This window comes from Actinokineospora lacus (assembly GCF_053813445.1).
Window position 1 is genome coordinate 94,139 of the sequence record NZ_JBQERA010000001.1, and the last position, 19,683, is coordinate 113,821.

General features: G+C 66.9%; 14 protein-coding genes and 2 tRNA genes. 7 read left to right on the forward strand and 9 right to left on the reverse strand.

Going from position 1 to position 19,683, the window contains the following annotated elements; all coding sequences use genetic code 11:
* From ACTG9Q_RS00490 to ACTG9Q_RS00500, 3 genes are read left to right on the forward strand one after another with little or no spacing between them, the layout of a single operon-like run.
* Positions 1-1,623: a class I SAM-dependent DNA methyltransferase gene (locus tag ACTG9Q_RS00490; RefSeq protein WP_455570538.1), complete on the forward strand. Its 1,623-nt coding sequence runs from the start codon at positions 1-3 to the stop codon at positions 1,621-1,623.
* On the forward strand, positions 1,620-2,840 hold the full coding sequence (locus ACTG9Q_RS00495; RefSeq protein WP_455570539.1) for a restriction endonuclease subunit S: 1,221 nt from the start codon (positions 1,620-1,622) through the stop codon (positions 2,838-2,840). Before ACTG9Q_RS00490 ends, ACTG9Q_RS00495 begins: the two co-directional genes overlap by 4 nt.
* Positions 2,840-6,058, forward strand: coding sequence for a type I restriction endonuclease subunit R (locus ACTG9Q_RS00500; RefSeq protein WP_455570540.1), 3,219 nt, complete (start codon positions 2,840-2,842; stop codon positions 6,056-6,058). The genes ACTG9Q_RS00495 and ACTG9Q_RS00500 overlap by 1 nt, the downstream gene beginning before the upstream one ends.
* Positions 6,059-6,608: 550 nt before the next feature.
* On the opposite strand, the gene fxlM is transcribed toward ACTG9Q_RS00500, so the two are convergent.
* From fxlM to ACTG9Q_RS00525, 5 genes are all read right to left on the reverse strand, one after another.
* Complete coding sequence (fxlM, locus tag ACTG9Q_RS00505; protein ID WP_455570541.1) at positions 6,609-7,811, reverse strand: methyltransferase, FxLD system; 1,203 nt, start codon at positions 7,809-7,811, stop codon at positions 6,609-6,611.
* Positions 7,812-7,858: 47 nt separating this feature from the next.
* Positions 7,859-9,013: a lanthionine synthetase C family protein gene (locus tag ACTG9Q_RS00510; protein ID WP_455570542.1), complete on the reverse strand. Its 1,155-nt coding sequence runs from the start codon at positions 9,011-9,013 to the stop codon at positions 7,859-7,861.
* Positions 9,013-12,054, reverse strand: coding sequence for a lantibiotic dehydratase (locus ACTG9Q_RS00515; RefSeq protein ID WP_455570543.1), 3,042 nt, complete (start codon positions 12,052-12,054; stop codon positions 9,013-9,015). The genes ACTG9Q_RS00510 and ACTG9Q_RS00515 overlap by 1 nt, the downstream gene beginning before the upstream one ends.
* A 71-nt stretch (positions 12,055-12,125) precedes the next feature.
* Positions 12,126-12,263 (reverse strand): FxLD family lanthipeptide, encoded by a 138-nt coding sequence (locus tag ACTG9Q_RS00520; protein WP_455570544.1) that lies wholly within the window; start codon positions 12,261-12,263, stop codon positions 12,126-12,128.
* A gap of 134 nt (positions 12,264-12,397) precedes the next feature.
* On the reverse strand, positions 12,398-12,670 hold the full coding sequence (locus ACTG9Q_RS00525) for a hypothetical protein (RefSeq protein WP_455570545.1): 273 nt from the start codon (positions 12,668-12,670) through the stop codon (positions 12,398-12,400).
* Between the two features lie 588 nt (positions 12,671-13,258).
* Here ACTG9Q_RS00525 and ACTG9Q_RS00530 point away from each other — a divergent pair.
* On the forward strand, positions 13,259-14,740 hold the full coding sequence (locus tag ACTG9Q_RS00530; RefSeq protein ID WP_455570546.1) for a helix-turn-helix transcriptional regulator: 1,482 nt from the start codon (positions 13,259-13,261) through the stop codon (positions 14,738-14,740).
* 188 nt (positions 14,741-14,928) lie between these two features.
* Here the strand turns inward: ACTG9Q_RS00530 and ACTG9Q_RS00535 are convergent, their stop codons facing one another.
* Both ACTG9Q_RS00535 and ACTG9Q_RS00540 read right to left on the reverse strand, forming a co-directional pair.
* Positions 14,929-16,485 (reverse strand): relaxase/mobilization nuclease domain-containing protein, encoded by a 1,557-nt coding sequence (locus ACTG9Q_RS00535; RefSeq protein ID WP_455570547.1) that lies wholly within the window; start codon positions 16,483-16,485, stop codon positions 14,929-14,931.
* A gap of 15 nt (positions 16,486-16,500) precedes the next feature.
* Entirely contained in the window at positions 16,501-16,878 is a 378-nt protein-coding gene (locus tag ACTG9Q_RS00540) for a plasmid mobilization protein (protein ID WP_455570548.1), read from the reverse strand.
* A 302-nt stretch (positions 16,879-17,180) separates the two neighbouring features.
* On the opposite strand from ACTG9Q_RS00540, the gene ACTG9Q_RS00545 reads away from it, so the two are divergent.
* Both ACTG9Q_RS00545 and ACTG9Q_RS00550 read left to right on the forward strand, forming a co-directional pair.
* A complete protein-coding gene (locus tag ACTG9Q_RS00545) occupies positions 17,181-17,771 on the forward strand; it encodes a tyrosine-type recombinase/integrase (protein ID WP_455570549.1) in 591 nt (196 codons plus the stop codon).
* Positions 17,729-18,460, forward strand: coding sequence for a site-specific integrase (locus ACTG9Q_RS00550; RefSeq protein ID WP_455570550.1), 732 nt, complete (start codon positions 17,729-17,731; stop codon positions 18,458-18,460). Before ACTG9Q_RS00545 ends, ACTG9Q_RS00550 begins: the two co-directional genes overlap by 43 nt.
* A gap of 51 nt (positions 18,461-18,511) precedes the next feature.
* Here the strand turns inward: ACTG9Q_RS00550 and ACTG9Q_RS00555 are convergent.
* Together ACTG9Q_RS00555 and ACTG9Q_RS00560 are read right to left on the reverse strand one after the other, a co-directional pair.
* A tRNA-Arg gene (locus ACTG9Q_RS00555) sits at positions 18,512-18,587 on the reverse strand.
* Positions 18,588-18,621: 34 nt separating this feature from the next.
* Positions 18,622-18,711 (reverse strand) — tRNA-Ser (locus tag ACTG9Q_RS00560).
* Positions 18,712-18,918: 207 nt separating this feature from the next.
* Between ACTG9Q_RS00560 and ACTG9Q_RS00565 the strand changes: the two genes are divergently transcribed.
* Positions 18,919-19,683: a CoA transferase subunit A gene (locus ACTG9Q_RS00565; RefSeq protein WP_455570551.1), complete on the forward strand. Its 765-nt coding sequence runs from the start codon at positions 18,919-18,921 to the stop codon at positions 19,681-19,683.

The following is a 19,683-nucleotide window of genomic DNA, read 5'->3' on the forward strand; positions in this document are numbered from 1 at the left end:
ATGCCCCCCCGCACGAAGAAGGAACCGTCGGCACCGTCGACCTTGAAGGAGCTGAAGGACACCCTCTGGAAGGCTGCCGACCGGCTCCGCGGCTCGCTGTCCGCGAACCAGTACAAGGACGTCATCCTCGGCTTGGTGTTCCTCAAGTACGTCTCGGATTCCTATGACGAACGCCGCGAGGCCATCCGCGCGGACCTGGCGGCCGAGGGCTACGACGAGGAGCAGATCGCCGACCTGATCGACGACCCTGAGGAGTACCAGGGATACGGGGTGTTCGTCGTACCGGAGGCCGCACGCTGGTCCTATCTGGCCGAACACGCCAAGGGCCTGCCCGCTTCCGGCGCCGAGCAGGCCAGGACGATCGGCTGGCTCATCGACAACGCGATGGACATCGTCATGCGCGCGAACCCGACGCTGCAAGGGACGCTGCCCCGCCTGTACAACAAGGACAACATCGACCAGCGACGCCTCGGCGAGCTGATCGACCTGTTCAACAGCACCAGGTTCAGCCGCCAGGGCGAGCACCGCGCCCGTGACCTTATGGGCGAGGTCTACGAGTACTTCCTCGGCAACTTCGCCCGCTCGGAAGGCAAGCGCGGTGGCGAGTTCTTCACCCCGCCCAGCGTCGTCCGGGTGATCGTTGAGGTGCTGGAGCCTTCGCGGGGCCGTGTGTACGACCCGTGCTGCGGCTCGGGCGGAATGTTCGTGCAGACGGAGAAGTTCATCTACGAACACAATGGCGACCCGAAGGACATCGCCATCTACGGCCAGGAGAGCCTGGAGGAGACTTGGCGGATGGCGAAGATGAACCTCGCCATCCACGGCATCGACAACAAGGGCCTCGGGGCCCGGTGGGGCGACACGTTCGCCCGTGACCAGCACGCGGACGTCCAGATGGACTACGTGATGGCCAACCCGCCGTTCAACATCAAGCACTGGTCACGCAACACCGAAGACCCACGCTGGAAGTTCGGCGTCCCACCCACCAACAACGCCAACTACGCCTGGATTCAGCACATCCTGTACAAGCTCGCCCCAGGCGGCAGCGCTGGCGTGGTTATGGCCAACGGCTCGATGTCGTCGAACTCCAACGGCGAAGGCACCATCCGCGCCCAGATCGTCGAGGCCGACCTCGTCTCATGCATGGTCGCGTTGCCGACACAACTTTTCCGTAGCACCGGCATCCCGGTCTGCGTCTGGTTCTTCACCAAGGACAAGGGCGCCGGCAAGCATGGCGCGGTTGACCGATCCGGTCAGGTGCTGTTCATCGACGCCCGCGAACTCGGCTACATGGTCGACCGCGCCGAACGCGCCCTGTCTAACGAGGACATCGCCAAGATCGCTGGCACCTACCACGCCTGGCGCGGTACCCGCTCCGCCGCGCAGAAGAACCTGATCTACGAGGACATCCCTGGCTTCTGTAAGTCGGTGGGCATCCCCGACATCAAGGCCGCCGACTATGCGCTTACTCCGGGCCGCTACGTCGGTGCCGCTGAGATCGAGGACGACGGCGAGGCCATCGACGATAAGATCCAACGCCTCACTAAGGAACTGCTGGGTGCCTTTGATGAGGCGGCCCACACGGAGAAGACCGCCCGTCGGCAGTTGGAGCGTCTGTCGTGACACAAAAGAAGGTTAGCGATTTGGTCGCCCAGCGAGTACTGCTCGTGGAAGACGGAAACCACGGCGAATACCGGCCCCGCCCGGACGAATTCGTCGAAATCGGGGTGCCCTTCATTCGGGCCGCCGACATGTCGAGTGGCACTATCGACTTCGTCGGTGCTGGCAAAATCAACGCAGTCGCCCGGATGCGAATCCGCAAGGGTATCGGGAAGCCGGGAGACGTAATTCTCTCCCACAAGGGAACCGTTGGGCGCGTCGCAGTGGCGCCCATGAATTCACCTGGCTTCGTGTGTTCACCGCAGACCACGTTCTGGCGTTCGCTCGACCCCACGGCGCTCGATCAGCACTATCTCCGGTACGCCATGCAGTCCCCGAGCTTTGCACGCCAACTTGAGGTGCTGAAAGGTCAGACTGACATGGCACCCTACGTGAGTCTCACCGATCAGCGGTCCATCAACCTCGAATTGCCGTCGATCAGGGAGCAACGGGCCGTCGGAGAGGTCTTGGGAGCACTCGACGACAAGATCGCAGCCAACGACCGGGTTCTACACCTATGCGTGGAGCTCTGTGATGCCAAGTTCGCACACGCGGTCAACGGTATTCTACCTAGCGATAAGACCTTTGACGAAATAGCTAGCGTAAGCGGAGGCGGAACACCAAAGACCGCGGTCGAGGATTACTGGAATGGTGACATCTTGTGGGCAACCCCGACTGATGTGACCAGCCTCCCCGGCCCTTACCTATTTTCTACAGGCCGGATGATCACTCAGGCGGGGCTAGACTCGTGCGCCTCGACCCTATACCCCCGAGGTTCAATCTTGATGACGTCGCGAGCGACTATTGGCGCTTTCGCCATCGCGCAGTCACCGATCGCAGTAAATCAGGGCTTCATCGTCGTCAATGCCAAAGATTCCAGGTACCAACTTTGGCTCTTTCATGAGATGCGCGCACGCGTCGCCGAGTTTGTCAGTCACGCCAACGGTGCAACTTTCCTCGAACTCAGCAGGGGCAGGTTCAAGCAGTTCCGGGTTCGGACCCCTGATGTGGGGATTGCGCTTAGCTTCTCGCAAGAAGTTGAACCACTTCATGCGCACGCCTCGCAGATTATTAGGGAGTCGAAGAAGATTGCGAATGTGCGCGATGAGCTACTACCCCTACTGATGTCTGGAAAAGTCCGTGTACAGGACGCAGAGAAAGTCGTGAAGGGGGTCGTGTGATGGAGGGGCGATCGGGGTTCAGTGAGGCGGACTGGGAAGGCATTGCGCTGGAGGCGCTAGCTGAGCAGGAGTGGCGGTCGCTCCCTGGGACCTCCATCGCGCCGGGCGCTGAGAACGGTCGGGCGTCATGGGACGACATCGTGCTTCCTGGGCGGATGCTGGCCAAGATGCGGGAGTTGAACCCGCAGGTGCCGGCGGAATACCTGGAGCAGGCGATGGCGGAGATCGTCCAGCCGACCTCACAGGACGCGATCGCCGAGAACGACCGGCTGCACCAGATCTGTACCCAGGGCTACCGCGGGATCAGCTACATCGACGCCGACGGCGTCGAGCAGAATCCGACCATCCGGCTGGTCAGTCACCAGGTCGGTGACAACGAGTTGCTCGCGGTCAACCAGGTCACCGTCCGCACGGCGGAGGTCGAGCGCCGCTTCGATGTCGTGCTCTATCTCAACGGCATGCCGGTCGCGATCTTCGAGCTGAAGCAGGCGGGCGCGGCCAAGGCTGACCTGGACGCGGCGCATGCCCAGTTGGCAACGTACCTGCGTGAGTTCTCAATGGCGTTCCGGTTCGCTGTGGCGACCGTGATCAGCGACGGGATCACCGCTCGCTACGGCACGCCGTTCACACCCCTGAACCACTACTCGCCGTGGAACGTCGATGATGACGGCAAGCAGGTGAAGCTCGGCGAACCGCTCGATGACGTGCACCTCGGCACCGAGTTGGAATTCCTGATTGAGGGCGTGTTCAATCCGGAGCGGTTCCTCCAGTTACAACGGAACTTCACCGCATTCGACGGCGGGGCAGAGGGGTACGCGAAGCGGATCGCCAAGCCTCACCAGTACTTCGCGGTCACCAAAGCGGTGGGCTCGACCGTCGCCGCCGTGGAGAGCAACGGCAAGGCCGGGGTCGTGTGGCACACCCAGGGGTCGGGCAAGTCGATGGAGATGGAGCTGTACGCCCACCTTGTGGCCGCACAGCCCAAGCTCAAGAACCCGACCATCATCGTGGTGACCGACCGCAAGGAGTTGGACGGGCAACTGTTCGAAACCTTCAACCGGTCCTGCCTGCTGAGCGAGTCCCCGATCAAGGTGACGACCCGCGCGCAACTACGCGACGAGCTGGCCAACCGGGCGACGGGCGGCATCTACTTCACCACGCTCCAGAAGTTCGGTCTCAGCAAGGCCGAGAAGGACGCCGGGCTGGATCATCCGCTGCTGTCGGACCGCCGCAACATCATTGTCATCGCCGACGAAGCCCACCGCAGCCACTACGACGACCTTGACGGCTACGCCCGCCACCTCAAGGACGCCCTGCCCAACGCCGCGCTGATCGCGTTCACCGGAACGCCGATCTCCTTCGACGACCGCAACACCCGAGAGGTGTTCGGCGACTACATCGACATCTACGACCTCACCCGTGCGGTCGACGACGGCGCCACCGTCCCGGTCTACTTCGAGCCACGCCTGATCAAGGTCGGGTTGACCAAGGACGTCAGCGAAGAGGATCTCGACCGGGCCGCGGATGAGGCCACTCTCGGGCTTGACGAGGTGGAACGCGCCAAGATCGAGAAGTCCGTTGCCGTGATCAACGCCGTGTACGGGGCACCCGCACGGCTGGAGGCATTGGCCGCCGACATCGTCCAGCACTGGGAGACCCGCTCGGAGCAGATGCGCAAGTTCATCGGCTCCCCCGGCAAGGCGTTCATCGTCGGCGCGACCCGGGAGATCTGCGCCCACCTCTACGACGAGATCATCAAGCTCAAGCCGGACTGGCACCACGATGCCGTCGATAAGGGCGTGATCAAGGTCGTCTACTCCGGCTCGGCTCAGGACGTCATGCCGGTGGCCAAGCACATCCGACGTGATGGGCAGAACAAGGTCATCCAGAAGCGGCTCCGCGACGCTGACGACGAGCTCCAGATCGTCATCGTCAAGGACATGATGCTCACCGGCTTCGACGCGCCACCGCTGCACACGCTGTACCTCGACCGCCCTCTCAAGGGCGCGCTGCTGATGCAGACCCTGGCCCGGGTGAACCGCACCTTCCGCGGCAAGCCGGACGGCCTGCTCGTCGCCTACGCGCCGCTGGCGGACAACTTGAGCAGGGCACTCTCCGAGTACACCGATACCGACAGGGCCAAGAAACCAATCGGCAAGCACGTCGACGAGGCCGTCGACCTCACCACTACGCTCATCGCCTCCCTCGACGGGCTGTGCGCCGGCTACCCGTGGCGGGAGAAGCTGGATGGAGGCCCGAAGAGCTGGGTCAAGGCCGCCTACGGGCTCACCAACTACCTGCGCTCACCCACCACCCCCGGCAACCAAGTGCCAGAAGGCGAGGAGACGCTCGGCGACCGCTTCCGCAAGCTGGCCAACCAACTGGCTCGTGCGTGGGCGCTGTGTTCGGGCAACCAGACCCTCGAACACCTCCGGGTCACGGCAAGGTTCTACGAAGAAGTCCGCGTGTGGATGGGCAAGTTCGACGCCCAACAGCGGCAGGCCGAGGGCAAGCCTGTGCCGGAGGAGATCCAGCGGATGCTCTCCGCGCTGGTGGCCACCTCGACCGCTTCTGGTGAGATCATCGACATCTACAGCGCCGCCGGCTTGCCGAAGCCGTCGCTGTCCGACCTGGGCCCGGAGTTTCAGCTCAAGGCCCAATCGGCGTCGAACCCGCACCTCGCCATCGAGGCGTTGCGCGCCCTGCTGGTTGAGGAGTCGGATCACGTCACGCGGCACAACCTCGTGCGTCAGCGGGCGTTCTCCGAGCGAATCGCCGAGCTGATGCGCAAGTACACCAACCAGCAGCTCACCTCAGCTGAGGTGATCGCCGAGCTCATCGAACTGGCCAAGGAAGTCGCCGCGGAGGGCAACCGCGGCCAGCACTTCGATCCGCCCCTGTCCCACGACGAGCTGGCGTTCTACGACGCGGTCAGCACCAACGAGTCCGCCGTTGAACTCCAGGGCGACGACGTGCTTGCCCAGATCGCACGCGAACTGGTGGCGGTCATGCAACGCGACGTCAAGACCGACTGGACGGTGCGAGACGACGTCCGGGCCAAGCTCCGATCGTCGATCAAACGGCTGCTCGTGAAGTATAAGTACCCGCCGGACAAGCAGCCTGAAGCCATCAGGCTCGTGATCGAGCAGATGGAGGCAATGGCGCCCCGCTATGTCTCGAAGGGCAACGGAACCCGAGCCAACGCGTCCTCAGACTGAGAACGTGCGCACGATGGCGGACACGGTTGGCAACAGCGCGGCGTCGAGTAATCAGATTGCTTCCAGCCGTACGCTCGAGGGAGTGACAGCACGGTCCAAGATGACGGTGACAGTGGGACAACGTGCGCCACGGGCTTTGATCGACGACCTCGGCCGATCGGTATCGATCAACGGATCAAGTCAGGGCAGGCGCCTTACTGAACCGCGCCCGGCGGCGGTGACGAGGACACCGAGGCCTTGGTGAAGGGGCTCTGTACCGGGAGCTGGCGGAGAAACTGGCTGCGAAGGCCACGGATGCGTCTCAGGTGTTCCTATTCATTTCGCCGTCTGACGGTGGGGCCGCTGTGCAGCACTTCTTTGTGGCTCCGCTGGCCAACTTGGACGAGTCGCCCCGGAGCGGCCCGGAGCTCAGCGACCCGTCGCGCGGCGGGTATGACCTGGACCGAGCCGACTCCGGGAGACGATCTCCGTCGATTGACCGATGTGATGTGACGCCGCCAGTGCCAAGCCCGATATTGGTCGAACCGGGTTCCGAACGGTTCTGTGAGATTCAGGGCGACAGCACGAGGCAGCTATCCTGCTTATCAATGAACATTCCGGTGTGCGGCGCGGTAACCAGGGCGCCAGCGGAGTAGGCGTCGATGCGTGGCTGGTGAAAGCGGTCGCGATCCCACACGGTGATCTGACTGCTGAACCGCTCGGCAAGGTGCTGAGCGGCGGGACCGTGGCCGATCGCGCCGAGTTCGGAAAGCCGTTCGGGCCCATCGAGACGGCGGTGGGTCATGTAGGCGATGCTGGTGCCGTCGGTGATTGCGGGGGTGCGGATGGGGATCACCGGGGTGCATAGGCCGCTCGTGACGGCTTCCTTGTCGGCGGCGATGCGGCAGGTTCCGGGGTCGATCGCGGTGAGGTTGAGCCACAGACCGTCGAACGGGTCCTGAGGGCCGACGGTGACACCGGACCACACGGTTGTCTTGGGCTGCTCCAGCACACCGCGCAGGGCGGCGGGGTCGATGTCCTGGTCGACGTCGAAGTAGAGGCTGACCAGCCCGTCGGTGTCGATGGTGCCACTGTGTTCGCCTTCCTGGCCGATCATGGGGACGAACCCGCAGAGGTCGATGCGGTCGGAGATGAGGCGGTCGCCGTCGCGGACGAACGCGACGCTGCGGGTCTGTCCGCGCCAGCGCAGGGGCACGACCAGGCGCCCGCCGGGGACGAGCTGTTCGCACCACGCAGCGGGCAGGTCCCAGGCGCCGACAGTGATGATGATCCGGTCGTAGAGGCCGTTCTCGGGTGCGCCGAGCGCGCCGTCGCGGGTGATGACCTGGACGTGGTGGTTGCCGGTGGCGTCGAGGCCGCGGCGGGCTCCGGCGGTGACCTCGTCGTCGATGTCGACGGTGGTGACGCGGCCGTTCGGGCCGGTGAGCTCGGCGAGGAGGGCAGCGTTGTAGCCGGTGCCCGCACCGATCTCAAGGATGTTGTGGCCGGGGTGGACGTCGAGTTGGTCGAGCATCATCGCGACCACCGTGGGCACCGAGGCGCAGCTGAGGGCCGAGCCGTCGGCAGCGCGTTTGGTTATGACCGCGATGTCGGCGTAGGCGTCAGCGACGGTGGCCTCGGGCACGAACTCGTGGCGGGGCACGGTGCGCATCACGGCTTCGACCGCACGACTGCGGGCGTATCCGGCCTGCTTGATGTTGTCGACCATGGCATCCCGCAGCGTCTCCGGTGCGCTGTCGGTGGTGGTGTTCATCAGGCCCTTCCGGTTGGTTGGTGTGATTGTGCAGGTTTGGGGGGTGCTCATCCGGGCAGCAGCAGGCATAGGTCCCATCGGGTGGTGTCGGACCGGCTGGTGTCGAGGGTGTGTTGGACCAGCCGCATCCCGGCTTCGCCTTCCAGCAGTCCACCGCTGCGGGGTGGGCCGTCGTGGTGCAGGCGCCGGTCGAATTGAGCACGCAGGGGTGGCAGTTCGGTGGCGAGGCCGCTGCCGGGGACAGCGTCGGCGGCGGCCCTCCACGTGGTGAGGATGAATCCGGCGAAGCCGTGGCAGAGCGTGTTGTCGTGCAGGAGTACGAGTTGCTGGTTGTCGGTGACGCACCCGACCAACGCCTCCTCCACTTGGTGTTGTCGTTGATGGTCGCCGAGGGCAAGTGCGGCGAGTTGCTGGGCGCGGGCCTGCCCTGGTGTGCCGTAGCACCAGGACGGGCGCTGCGGGCCGTGCTGGGTAATGGCTCCGGTTCGCTGCTCGTGCAGGGTGATCCTGCCCGGCCACCAAGCGGTACGCCCGGTGCCGACCCGGCAGCGGTCGAACCAGTCCCTGATCGTGGTCATTGCCGCCTCCTGGCCGGGCACGGTGATGCCGTGGCGCATGGCGGTGGCCAGCAGGGCGAGCGGCCCGGCCGCGCCGTGCGCGAGTCCCAGGTTGCCGTGCCCGCCCAACCAGGCGTCCGCAGGTCGATCGTTGGGAGGTTCGGCGGACCACCAGCCGGGCAGAGTGTCACCGTCGACGCAGATCGGTTCCGTCAGCCTGACGAGGTAGGCGAGCACGTCGCAGAGCAGGTCGGGGTGTCGGTCGCGGTGCAGCAGGTAGGTGCCGAGTCCGGTCAGGCCGCTGATCAGGTCGAACTCTCGGATCGCGGGCAAGCCACCAGTGTCGATGCGATCATGCGCGGTTTGAAGGCGTTGGCGGGTGAGCGCAACGGTGTGATCGTCGAGGGATTCGAGTGCTCGGGTGTAGGCGGGTTGACGGGCTGTGTGCAGGGCGAACGCGACCGCCGGTGTGCCCCGATACAGGCTGGCGACGTCGGGGTGCGCGCTCACGGTCGTGCGGGTCATCCGCTTCGCCCACTGGTGTGCGACCGCTGGAGAGGTGGTTCCGGCGAGTGCCTGCGCGAAAGGAAGCAGCGCCATCCCAGCCGCGCCGTCTCCGAGTGAGTCCGGGTGAACGGTGTTCATCAGCCGGTCCTGTGTCGGGCAGTCCAGGCCAGCGCAGCGTGGCGGGCCAGTCGCCTGCACCGGTCCTCCCGGTCGCGGTCGAGGCCGATCAAGCGGTTGTGGTGCATGTGCAGCAGCGCCTCCACCGCGACATCGACCGCCTCGCCGACGGCCAGGTGGGGACGGTATGCGTTGAGTGCGGCCGTCCTGGACTGCCAGGTTGCGGTGAGTTCGCCATCCCATCCCGCGGGCGACTCGGCTGCGTCCTCACCCAGCAGGGTGGTGGCCTGGGCCACGACAGCCCTGTCGATCGCCGGGCCGGGTGGGGCAGGGCGTCCGGTCAACCACCGCATCGCGGCCGCAGTGTCGCCGAGCAGCCCTGCGACGGTCGCGGTCATGTTGAGCGCCGCGAGTGCGTCGTGGGACAGCGTCTTGTCGGGCAGGTGCCGCAGTTGGGCGGCGACAGCGCGGGAATCGGCAACGAACACCGCCTCGGCCGCGGCCAGCGCTGGGCCGTGACCGTAGCGGCCGATCTCTGGGTAGTACGTGTCGATCACCATCCGCCCGATGACCTTGTCGGCCCGGAGCTGGTGCGCCCAAGCCCCGAGCGCGGGCAGCACAGCCGCATAGGTCTGCGGTTCGGAGGTGCTTAGCCGAAGCCGTAGGTGGTCGGTCTCGGCTGGGCTGCGGTAGCGGATGAACCACCACTCTGGGCTGTCCAGCTCGGCGAGGAGACGGGGCAGGTGCTCGGTGATGAGCTCGTCGATCCGGTGCGGGTGGGTGTGGAGCTTCGCGTTGAGCCAGGTCGTGCCCGGCGCTGCCGGGAACTGGCCGTGCCCGGTCAGCGGAGGCCGCGAGACGGCCGCCGGTGCGGGCGCGGGCGGCTGGGTGGTGGCCAGTGGGATCACGATCTCGTGAGCGTGACCGTCGCTCCACCCGTAGTCGGCCGGGCCGGTGGCGGTCTCTGTGAGGGACGCGTCGTCGTGGCGGGAGAGATGGGCGCGCAGGATCGCCGCGTGCGCGGCAACGGCGAGATCCAGCCGCAGGGCCCGGTCGTCGTCGGCGAGTTCGACCAAAGCCGGACACCGCCATCGTTGGCGCCACTTCTCCAGCGCGGTTGTGAACTCGTCGAGGTCCGCTCCGATGGGCAGGTCGGTGACGGTGAGCCGCCATCGGGCCGGGGCAAGGATGGCCCGGCCGAACCGCACTCGGGGCAGGTAGGGCAGCCGATACGCGGCTGGTCCCCAGTCGAACCGGTGCCACGACGCGCCCAGGCCGCGTGCGAGGTGGATAAGGAACCGGGCCAACGGGGGTGGTTGCCTGGCCAACGCAAGCCCGTGGAACACCTGCGGTTCCACGACGCGCTGCCGGGACATGCTGACCAGGTGCAGACCGTCCCGCGTGGCGGTGACCGCCAGGTCCTGCACTCCGATCAACTGCTCCTCGGGACGGCGGTGCTCGCCGAGAGACAGCACATGCGGCAGGTAGGCGGGGACGCGGCAGATGTTCTCCGCGTGCGCGTAAGCGGGTGGGAACGACAGCTGAACCGGCAGTGCCCCATCCACGCCGGTCGGCGTGGCGGCGAACACCTCGCGCAGCCGCGAACCGGCGGTGATTGCGGCGAAGCGGGAAGTGAAGGTGCCGAATCCGCGAGCCGGTCCCACGGTGAGCAGATAATCGCCCTGGTCGATTGCCTCCGCGCTGGTGGCGTGGATGCGCGCGGCGATCTCCACGTGAGGCGCGAAACGCGGCTCGCGAAGCGCGGGATCACCTACGGTCAGTGAGGCGATCGCATCGTCGTCGAGAACGACTTCACTGCTGCCATCGGCCAGCGTGGTCCATGCCAGTGCCAGAAGCGCATAGTCACGAGGGGAACCGGTGGCAGTGCGGGCAGGGAAGACGCTGCCGGGGTACCCGGCCGGGTAGCCGAGCCCGCTGTCCGGGTCGACGACCTCGGCAAGCGGTACCAGCGTTCCTGTTCCGTACCGGTCGCAGAACGCGGTGTGGTAGTCGCGCCACGCGGGCTCCCCGGTCGGTTGCGTGCTGAGCCGGGCCAGCGCGCTGGCAGCGGCCTCCATCTCCCGGACAAGGTGGTCAGGGACGCGCACATCGCAATCCAGTTGTAGATCCACTGCCAGCGGGGTGCGCCCGCCGCTGGCCAGCGCTCGCATCCGGGTAGCGAGTTCGGCCCTGATCCTGGGCCGATCATCTGCGGCGGTGGTGGAGTGGTTGTGGCGGAACAGGGCCGTCTCGATCGCTCGTAGCTCTGCGATGGTTGGAGCAACCGCGGGCAGGTCCTCCGCGCCCGCTTCGTGAAGCCGGTCCAGCAGGTACTCCAGCGGGTCTGGGCAGGTCAGAGGTGCCCTCAGGCTGCTGATCAGGAATCCCTGGCGAACCAGCTCAGCGAGCAACATGACCGTCGCCGCCTGCGTAGCGGCCGGGAACATCTCGGCCAGCCTGCTCATCAACCCGCTGAACCCGATCGGGGCGGCGGCTGCCTCGCGGACGGCGGCGACCGCCCGGGTGTGCCGAATGCTGACTGTGCCAGCCCCTGCCGGTGCTTCCAGGCGGGAGCCCCGCCGATGCGCGAGGTCGGAGAACACGACGTCCACCCGCTCCAGCAGCTCGGTGTCTACCGAGAGCTGGTCGATCACCTCAGCTAGCCACTGTGCGTCCACGCGGGCGACAGGCCGGTGCACAGCCCTCCAGCGGGCCGAGGCAGTACCACCGATGGTTGCCGGGGCAACCCCGGCGAACAGTCCGAACGGCGTGTGCCTGCTCCCGGCCCGCAGCAGGTAGCGCACCACCGATGTGGTGGCCCGCCGGATCTGTCTCGCGGACAAGGTATCCAGGGAGTCCAGCCGAGCGGCCAACCCGACGCTGGCGACCCGGACGGCCTCGGCGAACTCCGGCCGTCCCCACACACGGTCCAGCCAGTCCCGGCACGAACGCGTGTCGGGCAGGTCAGGCCAGTCATCGGCGGGACCGTCCAGTGGAAAGGCGGCGGCCCGCAGCAACGCCGCGCCACTGTGCCGGTAGAGCCGCGAACGTCCGGTGTGCACAGGGTCCTCCCGTCTTGCCAGTGAGAGTTGAGTTGCCGCCGGGCCGAGCTAGCTCGGCAGCACAAGTCAGGTCAGACCGTGCTGGTGCACGCCGATGCGCACGTGCTGCCGCAACCGTCGTCGGTGGCGCACGGCGCGTCCGGGTTGCCGGGGACCAGGTCGGTGGCGATGGTGACGTCGAGGTCGAAGTCGTCCAGCGTGGTGCTCATGAAGGGTCCTTTTCGTCGGTTCTCGTCGATCTGTTCCCACCGGCCCGCGCAGCGCGCGAGCCGGAAGTCGTATCGGACGCACCGCGCCGCCCCGGGCGTCTCGTCGGTCTGGTTCCTGGCAGGGAAGGAAACGGTCAGCTCGGTCGCTCGGAAACCCAGGTGCCTGGAGGCCCTGCGATCGGCTGTTGCGGTATCGGTGAGGCGGGGAACAGCGCGCAGAAGGTCGCGACGCAGCAGTCCGGGCAGAGCAGTTCGGGCACCAGCGGCCGGTGCAGCCACACCTCGCCGATCGGCAGTCCGCACATCGCCAGTGGCGGCCCGACCGGCCACACGGCGTGGACGCGGCCCGCGTAGAAGGTCCCGCCGGGCCGGTTGGTGCCCCACAGCAGCGCCGGAGTGCTCGACATGCTCGCTCCACTCGTCAGGTACGAGACACCGGACTCGCGATCGCTGCCTGGCCTGGCCAGGCCCCATGCGGTTCGCGGCCGTGGACCTGCCGGAACCGGGTGAGCATCTGCATACCGGCCACGGTCAGCCGGGCTGGGCAGTCCCTCACCACGACGGGGTTCCCCGTTCGGGGAAGCTGGACTTCGATGTAGCCCGCCCTGCACAGGCGCAGCAGCGCCGCGAACACGCCAGGCGTGAGGTCGGCACCGTCGGCACGGCGCGGGACCGTGTCAGCTGAGACGATCTGATCAGAGTTGACCAGGTGCAGGGCGGTGTGCCGATCGGCGCTGTAGCTGGCGGTACCCGCAGCAAGTCGTGGCATCCTCTTTCCGTCCTCTCGTCGACGTTCGGCCCGGCCCGGCGCTGGGATCACCCCCGGTCGTGCTGGCAGGCGCACGATGGCTGTTGACCTGGCGTAATGACCTCTACGAGTTCACCAGTCGGCTGGGGTGGAAAGCGACCACAGCAGGTATCCACTGTTGGGTCAGACCAGGGACATTGGAGGGACATCTCTGATCTGCCGCTGCAATAGGCCCTACCGTGGTCCTGTGGCACCCGACGAGCCTCGTGTACAGAACTCCGTGCTGATTGCCTTGCGCGAGCGGGCCGGGCTGTCCCAGCAGGATCTGACCGACGAACTGACCAGCCTCGCCGCCACCCGGTACGGCAAGCACCCGCAGATCACCCGCAAGACGATCGGCCGATGGGAACGCGGCGAGGTCGCCTGGCCACAACCCTTCTACCGCCGGCTACTGGCCGAGTTCTTCAGCTGCGCGGGAGACGAACTCGGCTTCCGCAGGCCGCGCCCAGTACGACCCGAGCACGACCCGGCCGAAGCGATCGTCGCGCCGCCGACATTCGCCACCGCGCCCATGGACGCGGAGCCGCATGTAACGCGTAACCAGGACGAATGGCGACAGGTTCGCGCGGCCTTAGGCAGGCACCGCCGCAACCTCGCCGTGCTCGCCGAGTCGCTCTACCAAGACCACCGCATCCCAGGGATGAAGAACACCGGTGTCATCAGCTCACCTGCCTGGATACCCGACACCCCTGTGCCACTGGATGAAATCACCCTGACGTTGGACTCCCTCGTGGCAGATCCAACGATCAGCGGGGATGAACCGGAAAGTGCCTCGGTGCGCCCGCTGGCCCATGCTGACGCCCGGTATCGGCGATACCACCGAGCCATCCGCGACCTCGCCCCGCCACGCCTGTTCGAGAACCGGCTGTGCTTTCGACTGGTCGGACTCGACTGGGCCTATCCCGAACCCCGGATGAGCTTCGGCGAGATGTGCTTCTTCGACGCGGTCGACACCAACGAGGCCTTGGCCCATGAGTTCGCCGCCCACCACCTCGCGCTCGACGGCGACAGCGAAGCCGTCATGTCCCGCGCCTCCATACGCCGTCTGCCCTTCCGCAAGCTGATCGCAGACCCCTTCGACCTGAGCCGCCGTCCGCTCATGGGAGCCATCGGCACCCTGACCATCCGAGGCGGCGAAAGCCCGAGCGTCGTACTCCACCAACGGGACTCCGTCAGCGTCGCGGGCGGCGGCGGGATGGCACACCTGCTGCCCGCAGGCATCTTCCAGCCCTCCTCCGTCATCCCCGCCGCCATCGCGGCCGACTTCTCGATCTGGCGCAACATCCAGCGCGAGTACGCCGAAGAACTGCTCGGCCACGACGAGTACGACGGCTGCGGGAAGCCGATCCGGTACGACAAGCTGGAACCGTTCACCACGATGGACCAGGCCCTGCGAGACGGTCGTATCCGCGTGTTCTGCCTCGGCGTCACGCTCGACGCGCTCACTCTCGCTGGAGACATCCTCACCGTCGCGGTCATCGCCCCGGACACCTACGACGAACTGTTCGCCAACGCTGTCGCAACCAACTCGGAAGGGTCGATGCCCACACGAGCCTTCCCCTTCGAGGAGAACACGCTGACATGGCTCACGGAGTCCAAGCGGCTGTCTCCCGGTGCGGCAGCGGCACTACACCTCGCTTGGACCCACCGGAAGCATCTGCTCGATTAGCCGCGGCTCTGCAGAGCGCACCGGCTCCCGTGCGCCGTTGGCCTGCCGCTTCAGCCCAGGCAGCAAGCTAGAGAACAGGCCGCCTGATGGCCGCCGAGCCGACACCGCGGCTGCGGCACCGACATGGCCGCCGTGCACCTCATGGGTCGTCGCTGACAGCCAGCGACTCACCCTGGCGAAGGGGATGGCTATCGACCCCGGCGGGGCGGAGCGGCGGGGCTGGTCGGGGGCCGCCAAGTCCGCGTCCCATCGGGCGCCCTTCGCGGTGGTCTCATCGCAGGTTGATGGGAAGGCTGCGGCTCGGGTTCATGGGCAGGTGAGGTTCGTGCGGGGTGGTGTTCGAGCAGGTACGCGGCAGTGTTGATCTGTTCGCAGGCAGCAGCGCGGATGTTGCGTCGGTCGGCGGAGTCGCGCAGCGCGGTGACGACTAGGAGCACGACGGCGATGCCGAGCGCGAGCATCGCCGCACCGGAGTGTTCGGTGCGTGCGGCGGCTCGTGCGAAGTTCGTGAGCGCGCGGACCGCTTGGAGGTGACGGGTTTCGGCGAGCGGAGGGCGGCGTGCTGGCAGTTGCGCGGCGCGCGCGAGGTAGGTGTGGGTCTCGACGAGAACGACTGTGGTGTCGTGCGGTGCAAAGGCGAGAGCGATGTCGGCGGCACGCTCGGCGATTCGGTGCCAGGTGTGCGCGTCCGCGTCGTCGAGGGTTGCGGTCACCTTGCGGATGGCGGTCTGGCCCAGTTTGGTGAGCGTCCTGAGGTCATCGGCAGGTTCAACCGTCAGAGAGACATAGCGGTGTTCGCGCCACACCATGTGCTGTAGGCCAGTCAGCAGGTCGCTGTTCCAGCGCTCACGCAGCCGTGGCAACGACAGGTCGCGACGCAACGTACTGCCGCCGAACCACACCGGCTCCTGCTCATCGACCGCAGGGACGAGCGCGACCTTGTAGCCGGTGACGGCAGAGGCGCTGTCGAGTGGGTGCGCGGCCAGCAGTACGCCACGGCCGCGCAGCGACTGCACGAACTCGATCTCCGACCGCGTCGTCGCCGCTGCGGCGGCGACAAGTTCGCGCAGCTGCTCACGCTCGGTGGGTATGCCGGTGTCGGTGGCGCGAGCGAGTTCGCGGCGGCTGGTGGCGCTGATCGCCCCCTGCCCAGCGGGAGCGGTCGCGGTCCAGTCGTGTTGGTCTTCGACAATGCGGCACCAGTCTCGCCAGCGGAGGAAGTCGCGATGGAGGTTCGCGGTGTCGCCGTTTGCGCGAACGATGTTGACTACCAAGTGGACGTGATCATTGCCGTTGGCGGACGGTCCGTGGTGCACGGCGACCCATCGGCATCCGTTTCGGCCGTGGTCGTCGGCGGCCAGTCCCAGGGCGGCGATGCCGGATTCGGCCAGGTCTCGCCACTGCTCATCTGGCAGGCGCGAGCGTTCACCCGTGGCGGGGTCGACAGGTAGATCGGCGGGTGGCAGGGACAACACGACGTGGTAGACGTGGCCATTGTCGACGTTGACGCCATGACCGGTCATCAAGCCGTCGAGCTGCGAAGCCAAACGGGAGCGTCCTGTCGGTGTGCTGGCAGAGTCAGCCAGGTCTCCGCCCAGCGGATGGTCACGCACCCACTCCGGCGCCCAGGCGGCCACGACGTGCGGGTCTGTGTGCTCGTTGGCACGTCCGGGGCCGAACAGGTAGCGCAGCAAACCCTTGGTGTCACTGCCACGACGGCCGCGCCTGGTCACCTCCGCGATCACGGTGATCCAGTCGGATCAGCGGGACGTCAGCAGGGCAGCGCGCAGAAGGGTCGCGGTCTCCTGCACGTAGGCCAGTGCCGCGGTCAGCTGAGGATCGGTCGGTGGGCGGCCGGAGTGCATTCCGGCCGCGAGCTGGTTAAGCAAACCGCCGACTCGACCCAACCGGGCCTGGGCCGTCTCCGCGTGCTCCAGCCATAGCCGCCGGTCATGCAGTGAACCACCATCCTGGTGGCGCAAGCCGCACTCCACCAGGTACCGCGGCACCGACAGTCCTACCAACTTGGCCCGCCACACCAACTCTTGGTGCACCTGCGTGGTCACCCGCACGTACACCCTTTGCGGAGCACCCCCTGGCACCCGTCGTTGTCTACGCGGCCCGTCCTTCTTTCCCATCTGCGGTCCCCCCGAACCGGCACGCGGACGAGAAGCTGAAAGCAGGAAGCACGCGGCGGCGATGTCGCTGCCGTGATGAGAACAGAAAGGATCTGGGCGCGGCGTGTCCAAAGCTGTCCCAGCGCTCACATGGCGCTTGGCAGCTCCGTCAGGAACTCGCGCCAACACCCGAAGGTCGACGACGCACCTTTCGGCGGCCCGGCTACGCCACGCAGGCTGCCGCGCAGGCCGACCTCGACAAGGTCCGAGCTCTACTGGCCCTGGGTGAGGACGAGGACGACGCCGAAGCTGTCTCGGCGATGTTGGACGAACTCGCCAAGGACGAGGCGCCGCCAGACGTGGATACCGTTCGCCGGAAGCTGCGGGCAGGCCAAGCCCTCGCCGAGCGGATGACGGTCGGCGAATGGCTCGACCGGTGGACGGCGCAAGAGGCGGGCACGCACCGCAAAGCCACCGACATCTCCTACGAGTCGCACATCCGCCTCTACCTCAAGCCCAAGATCGGCGATGTGCGGATCGACCGCCTGACCGTCGGCCAAGTCAAAGAGATGTTCAACAAGATCTGCGACGACAACGACGCGATCGAGGCGAACAACGCCGACCGGCGCGCGCTGCTCGCCCACGCGAAGCAGGCGAGCGGCCGGGCGGAGAAGCGGCGGCTACGCGCCGCCGTGGCTGAGCTGCCGCCATTCAGGCGGGCGGTCAGCCCGTCCAGTCGAAAGCGCATCCAGGCCACCCTGCGTGCCGCGCTCAACGACGCGATCACCCAGCAGGTGATCACCTTCAACCCAGCCGAGCACGTCCACATCCCGTCGAAGACACCCAAGCGCTGCCGTGGACCGCCGAACGGGTGGCCGAGTGGCGGCGCACCGGTCAGCGGCCTGGCCCGGTGATGGTGTGGACCCCGACTCAGACCGGCGCGTTCCTCGACCACGTCGCCCAGCACGACCCGGAGTTCGAGGCGCTGTGGCACGTGGCCGTGACGCGCGGCCCGCGCCGAGGCGAACTGGCGGGCCTGGCCTGGACCGAAGTCGACCTCGATGCGGCCACCGTGCAGATCAGCACGCAGCTCACCGAGGTCGCCTACGAGGTGGCCAAGGGCGACCCGAAGTCGGCGGCTGGGGAGCGCACGATCCCGCTCGACGGCGAGGCGGTGCGGCTGCTGCGGGCACACCACGCGAGGCAGAACGAGGCACGACTACGCATTGGCTCAGCCTGGGCAGGCTCCGGACGAGTGTGGACCCGCCTGGACGGCGCGGATCTGCGACCGAGCTGGCTTGGCGACCGGTTCGCCGCGCACATCGTCGCGTCAGGACTGCCGCCGATCCGCTTCCATGACCTGCGTCACGTGGCCGCGACGATGATGCTCGCCGCCAGGGTCGACCTGAAGGTCATCCAGGAGACGCTCGGCCACGAACGCCTCCAGACGACCAGCGACCTCTACACGTCGGTCCTACCCGAGCTGGCCCGCGACGCCGCCGAAGCGACCGTCGCGCTCATCCCGCGGGCACCCAGGCAAACGCTCGGGCACCCTTCGGGCACCCAAGGAGTCCGACAGTCAGAGCAATTGGAGGCAACATGACCCAGGAATAGACAAAACCGCAGCTAGACGAGGTCTCTCTGCAGTTTCGTGTGGCGCGCCCGAAGGGATTCGAACCCCTAACCTTCTGATCCGTAGTCAGATGCTCTATCCGTTGAGCTACGGGCGCTTGTTCAGTTGTCACCCGGCGGACCGAGTGTCAGCGGAGGCTCCGGGATTTGAACCCGGGAGGGGCGATGAACCCCAACCGCATTAGCAGTGCGGCGCCATAGACCAGACTAGGCGAAGCCTCCCGGGGCCCCAGGCCGCTTGGCGGTAAGACTACACAGGAGGTCTCCTGGCAGGCAAAACACCCCCCTGTCCAGAGCGACGCCGCAGGTCAGGCGGGGGTGGGAGGGGCACACCGGCCATCGCGAGGATATGGGGAGCGCGGACACACCGCACCCGCTGTGGCCGCCGCTAGAGTCGCGACTGCCACACCCAGAAGGAGGGGCAACAAGATGGACAAAGTCGTCCGCAGCGCTGCCGAGGCGGTCGCCGACATCGCGGACAGCGCGAGCCTGGCGGTGGGCGGGTTCGGGTTGTGCGGGATACCGACTGTGCTGATCAAGGCGCTGCTCGACAAGGGCGTCACCGGGTTGGACGTGACGTCCAACAACTGCGGTGTCGACGAGTGGGGGCTGGGGCTGCTGCTCCGGGAACGCCGGATCGTGCGGATGACCAGTTCGTATGTGGGGGAGAACAAGGAGTTCGCCCGGCAGTACCTCTCCGGGGAGCTGGAGGTCGAGCTGACCCCGCAGGGCACGCTCGCGGAGCGGTTGCGGGCCGGGGGCACCGGAATTCCGGCCTTCTTCACCCGCACGGGCGTGGGCACGCAGGTGGCCGAGGGCAGGGTGCCGTGGCGCTACGACAGCGAGGGCAACGTCGCCATCGCCTCCCCGCCCAAGGAGGTGCGGGAGTTCGGCGGGCTGGAGTACGTGATGGAGCACGCGATCGTGTGCGACTTCGGGCTCGTGCGCGCGTGGAAGGGCGACCGGCACGGGAACCTGGTGTTCCGGGAGTCCGCGCGCAACTTCAATCCGCTGTGCGCGATGTCCGGGCGGGTCAGCATCGCCGAGGTCGAGGAGCTGGTGGAGCCGGGCGAGATCGGGCCGGACGAGGTGCACCTGCCCGGGATCTTCGTTCAGCGGGTGGTCCCGCTGACCCCGGAACAAGCCGCCGACAAGCGCATCGAGCGCCGGACCGTCCGCCAGAAGGGGGCATGA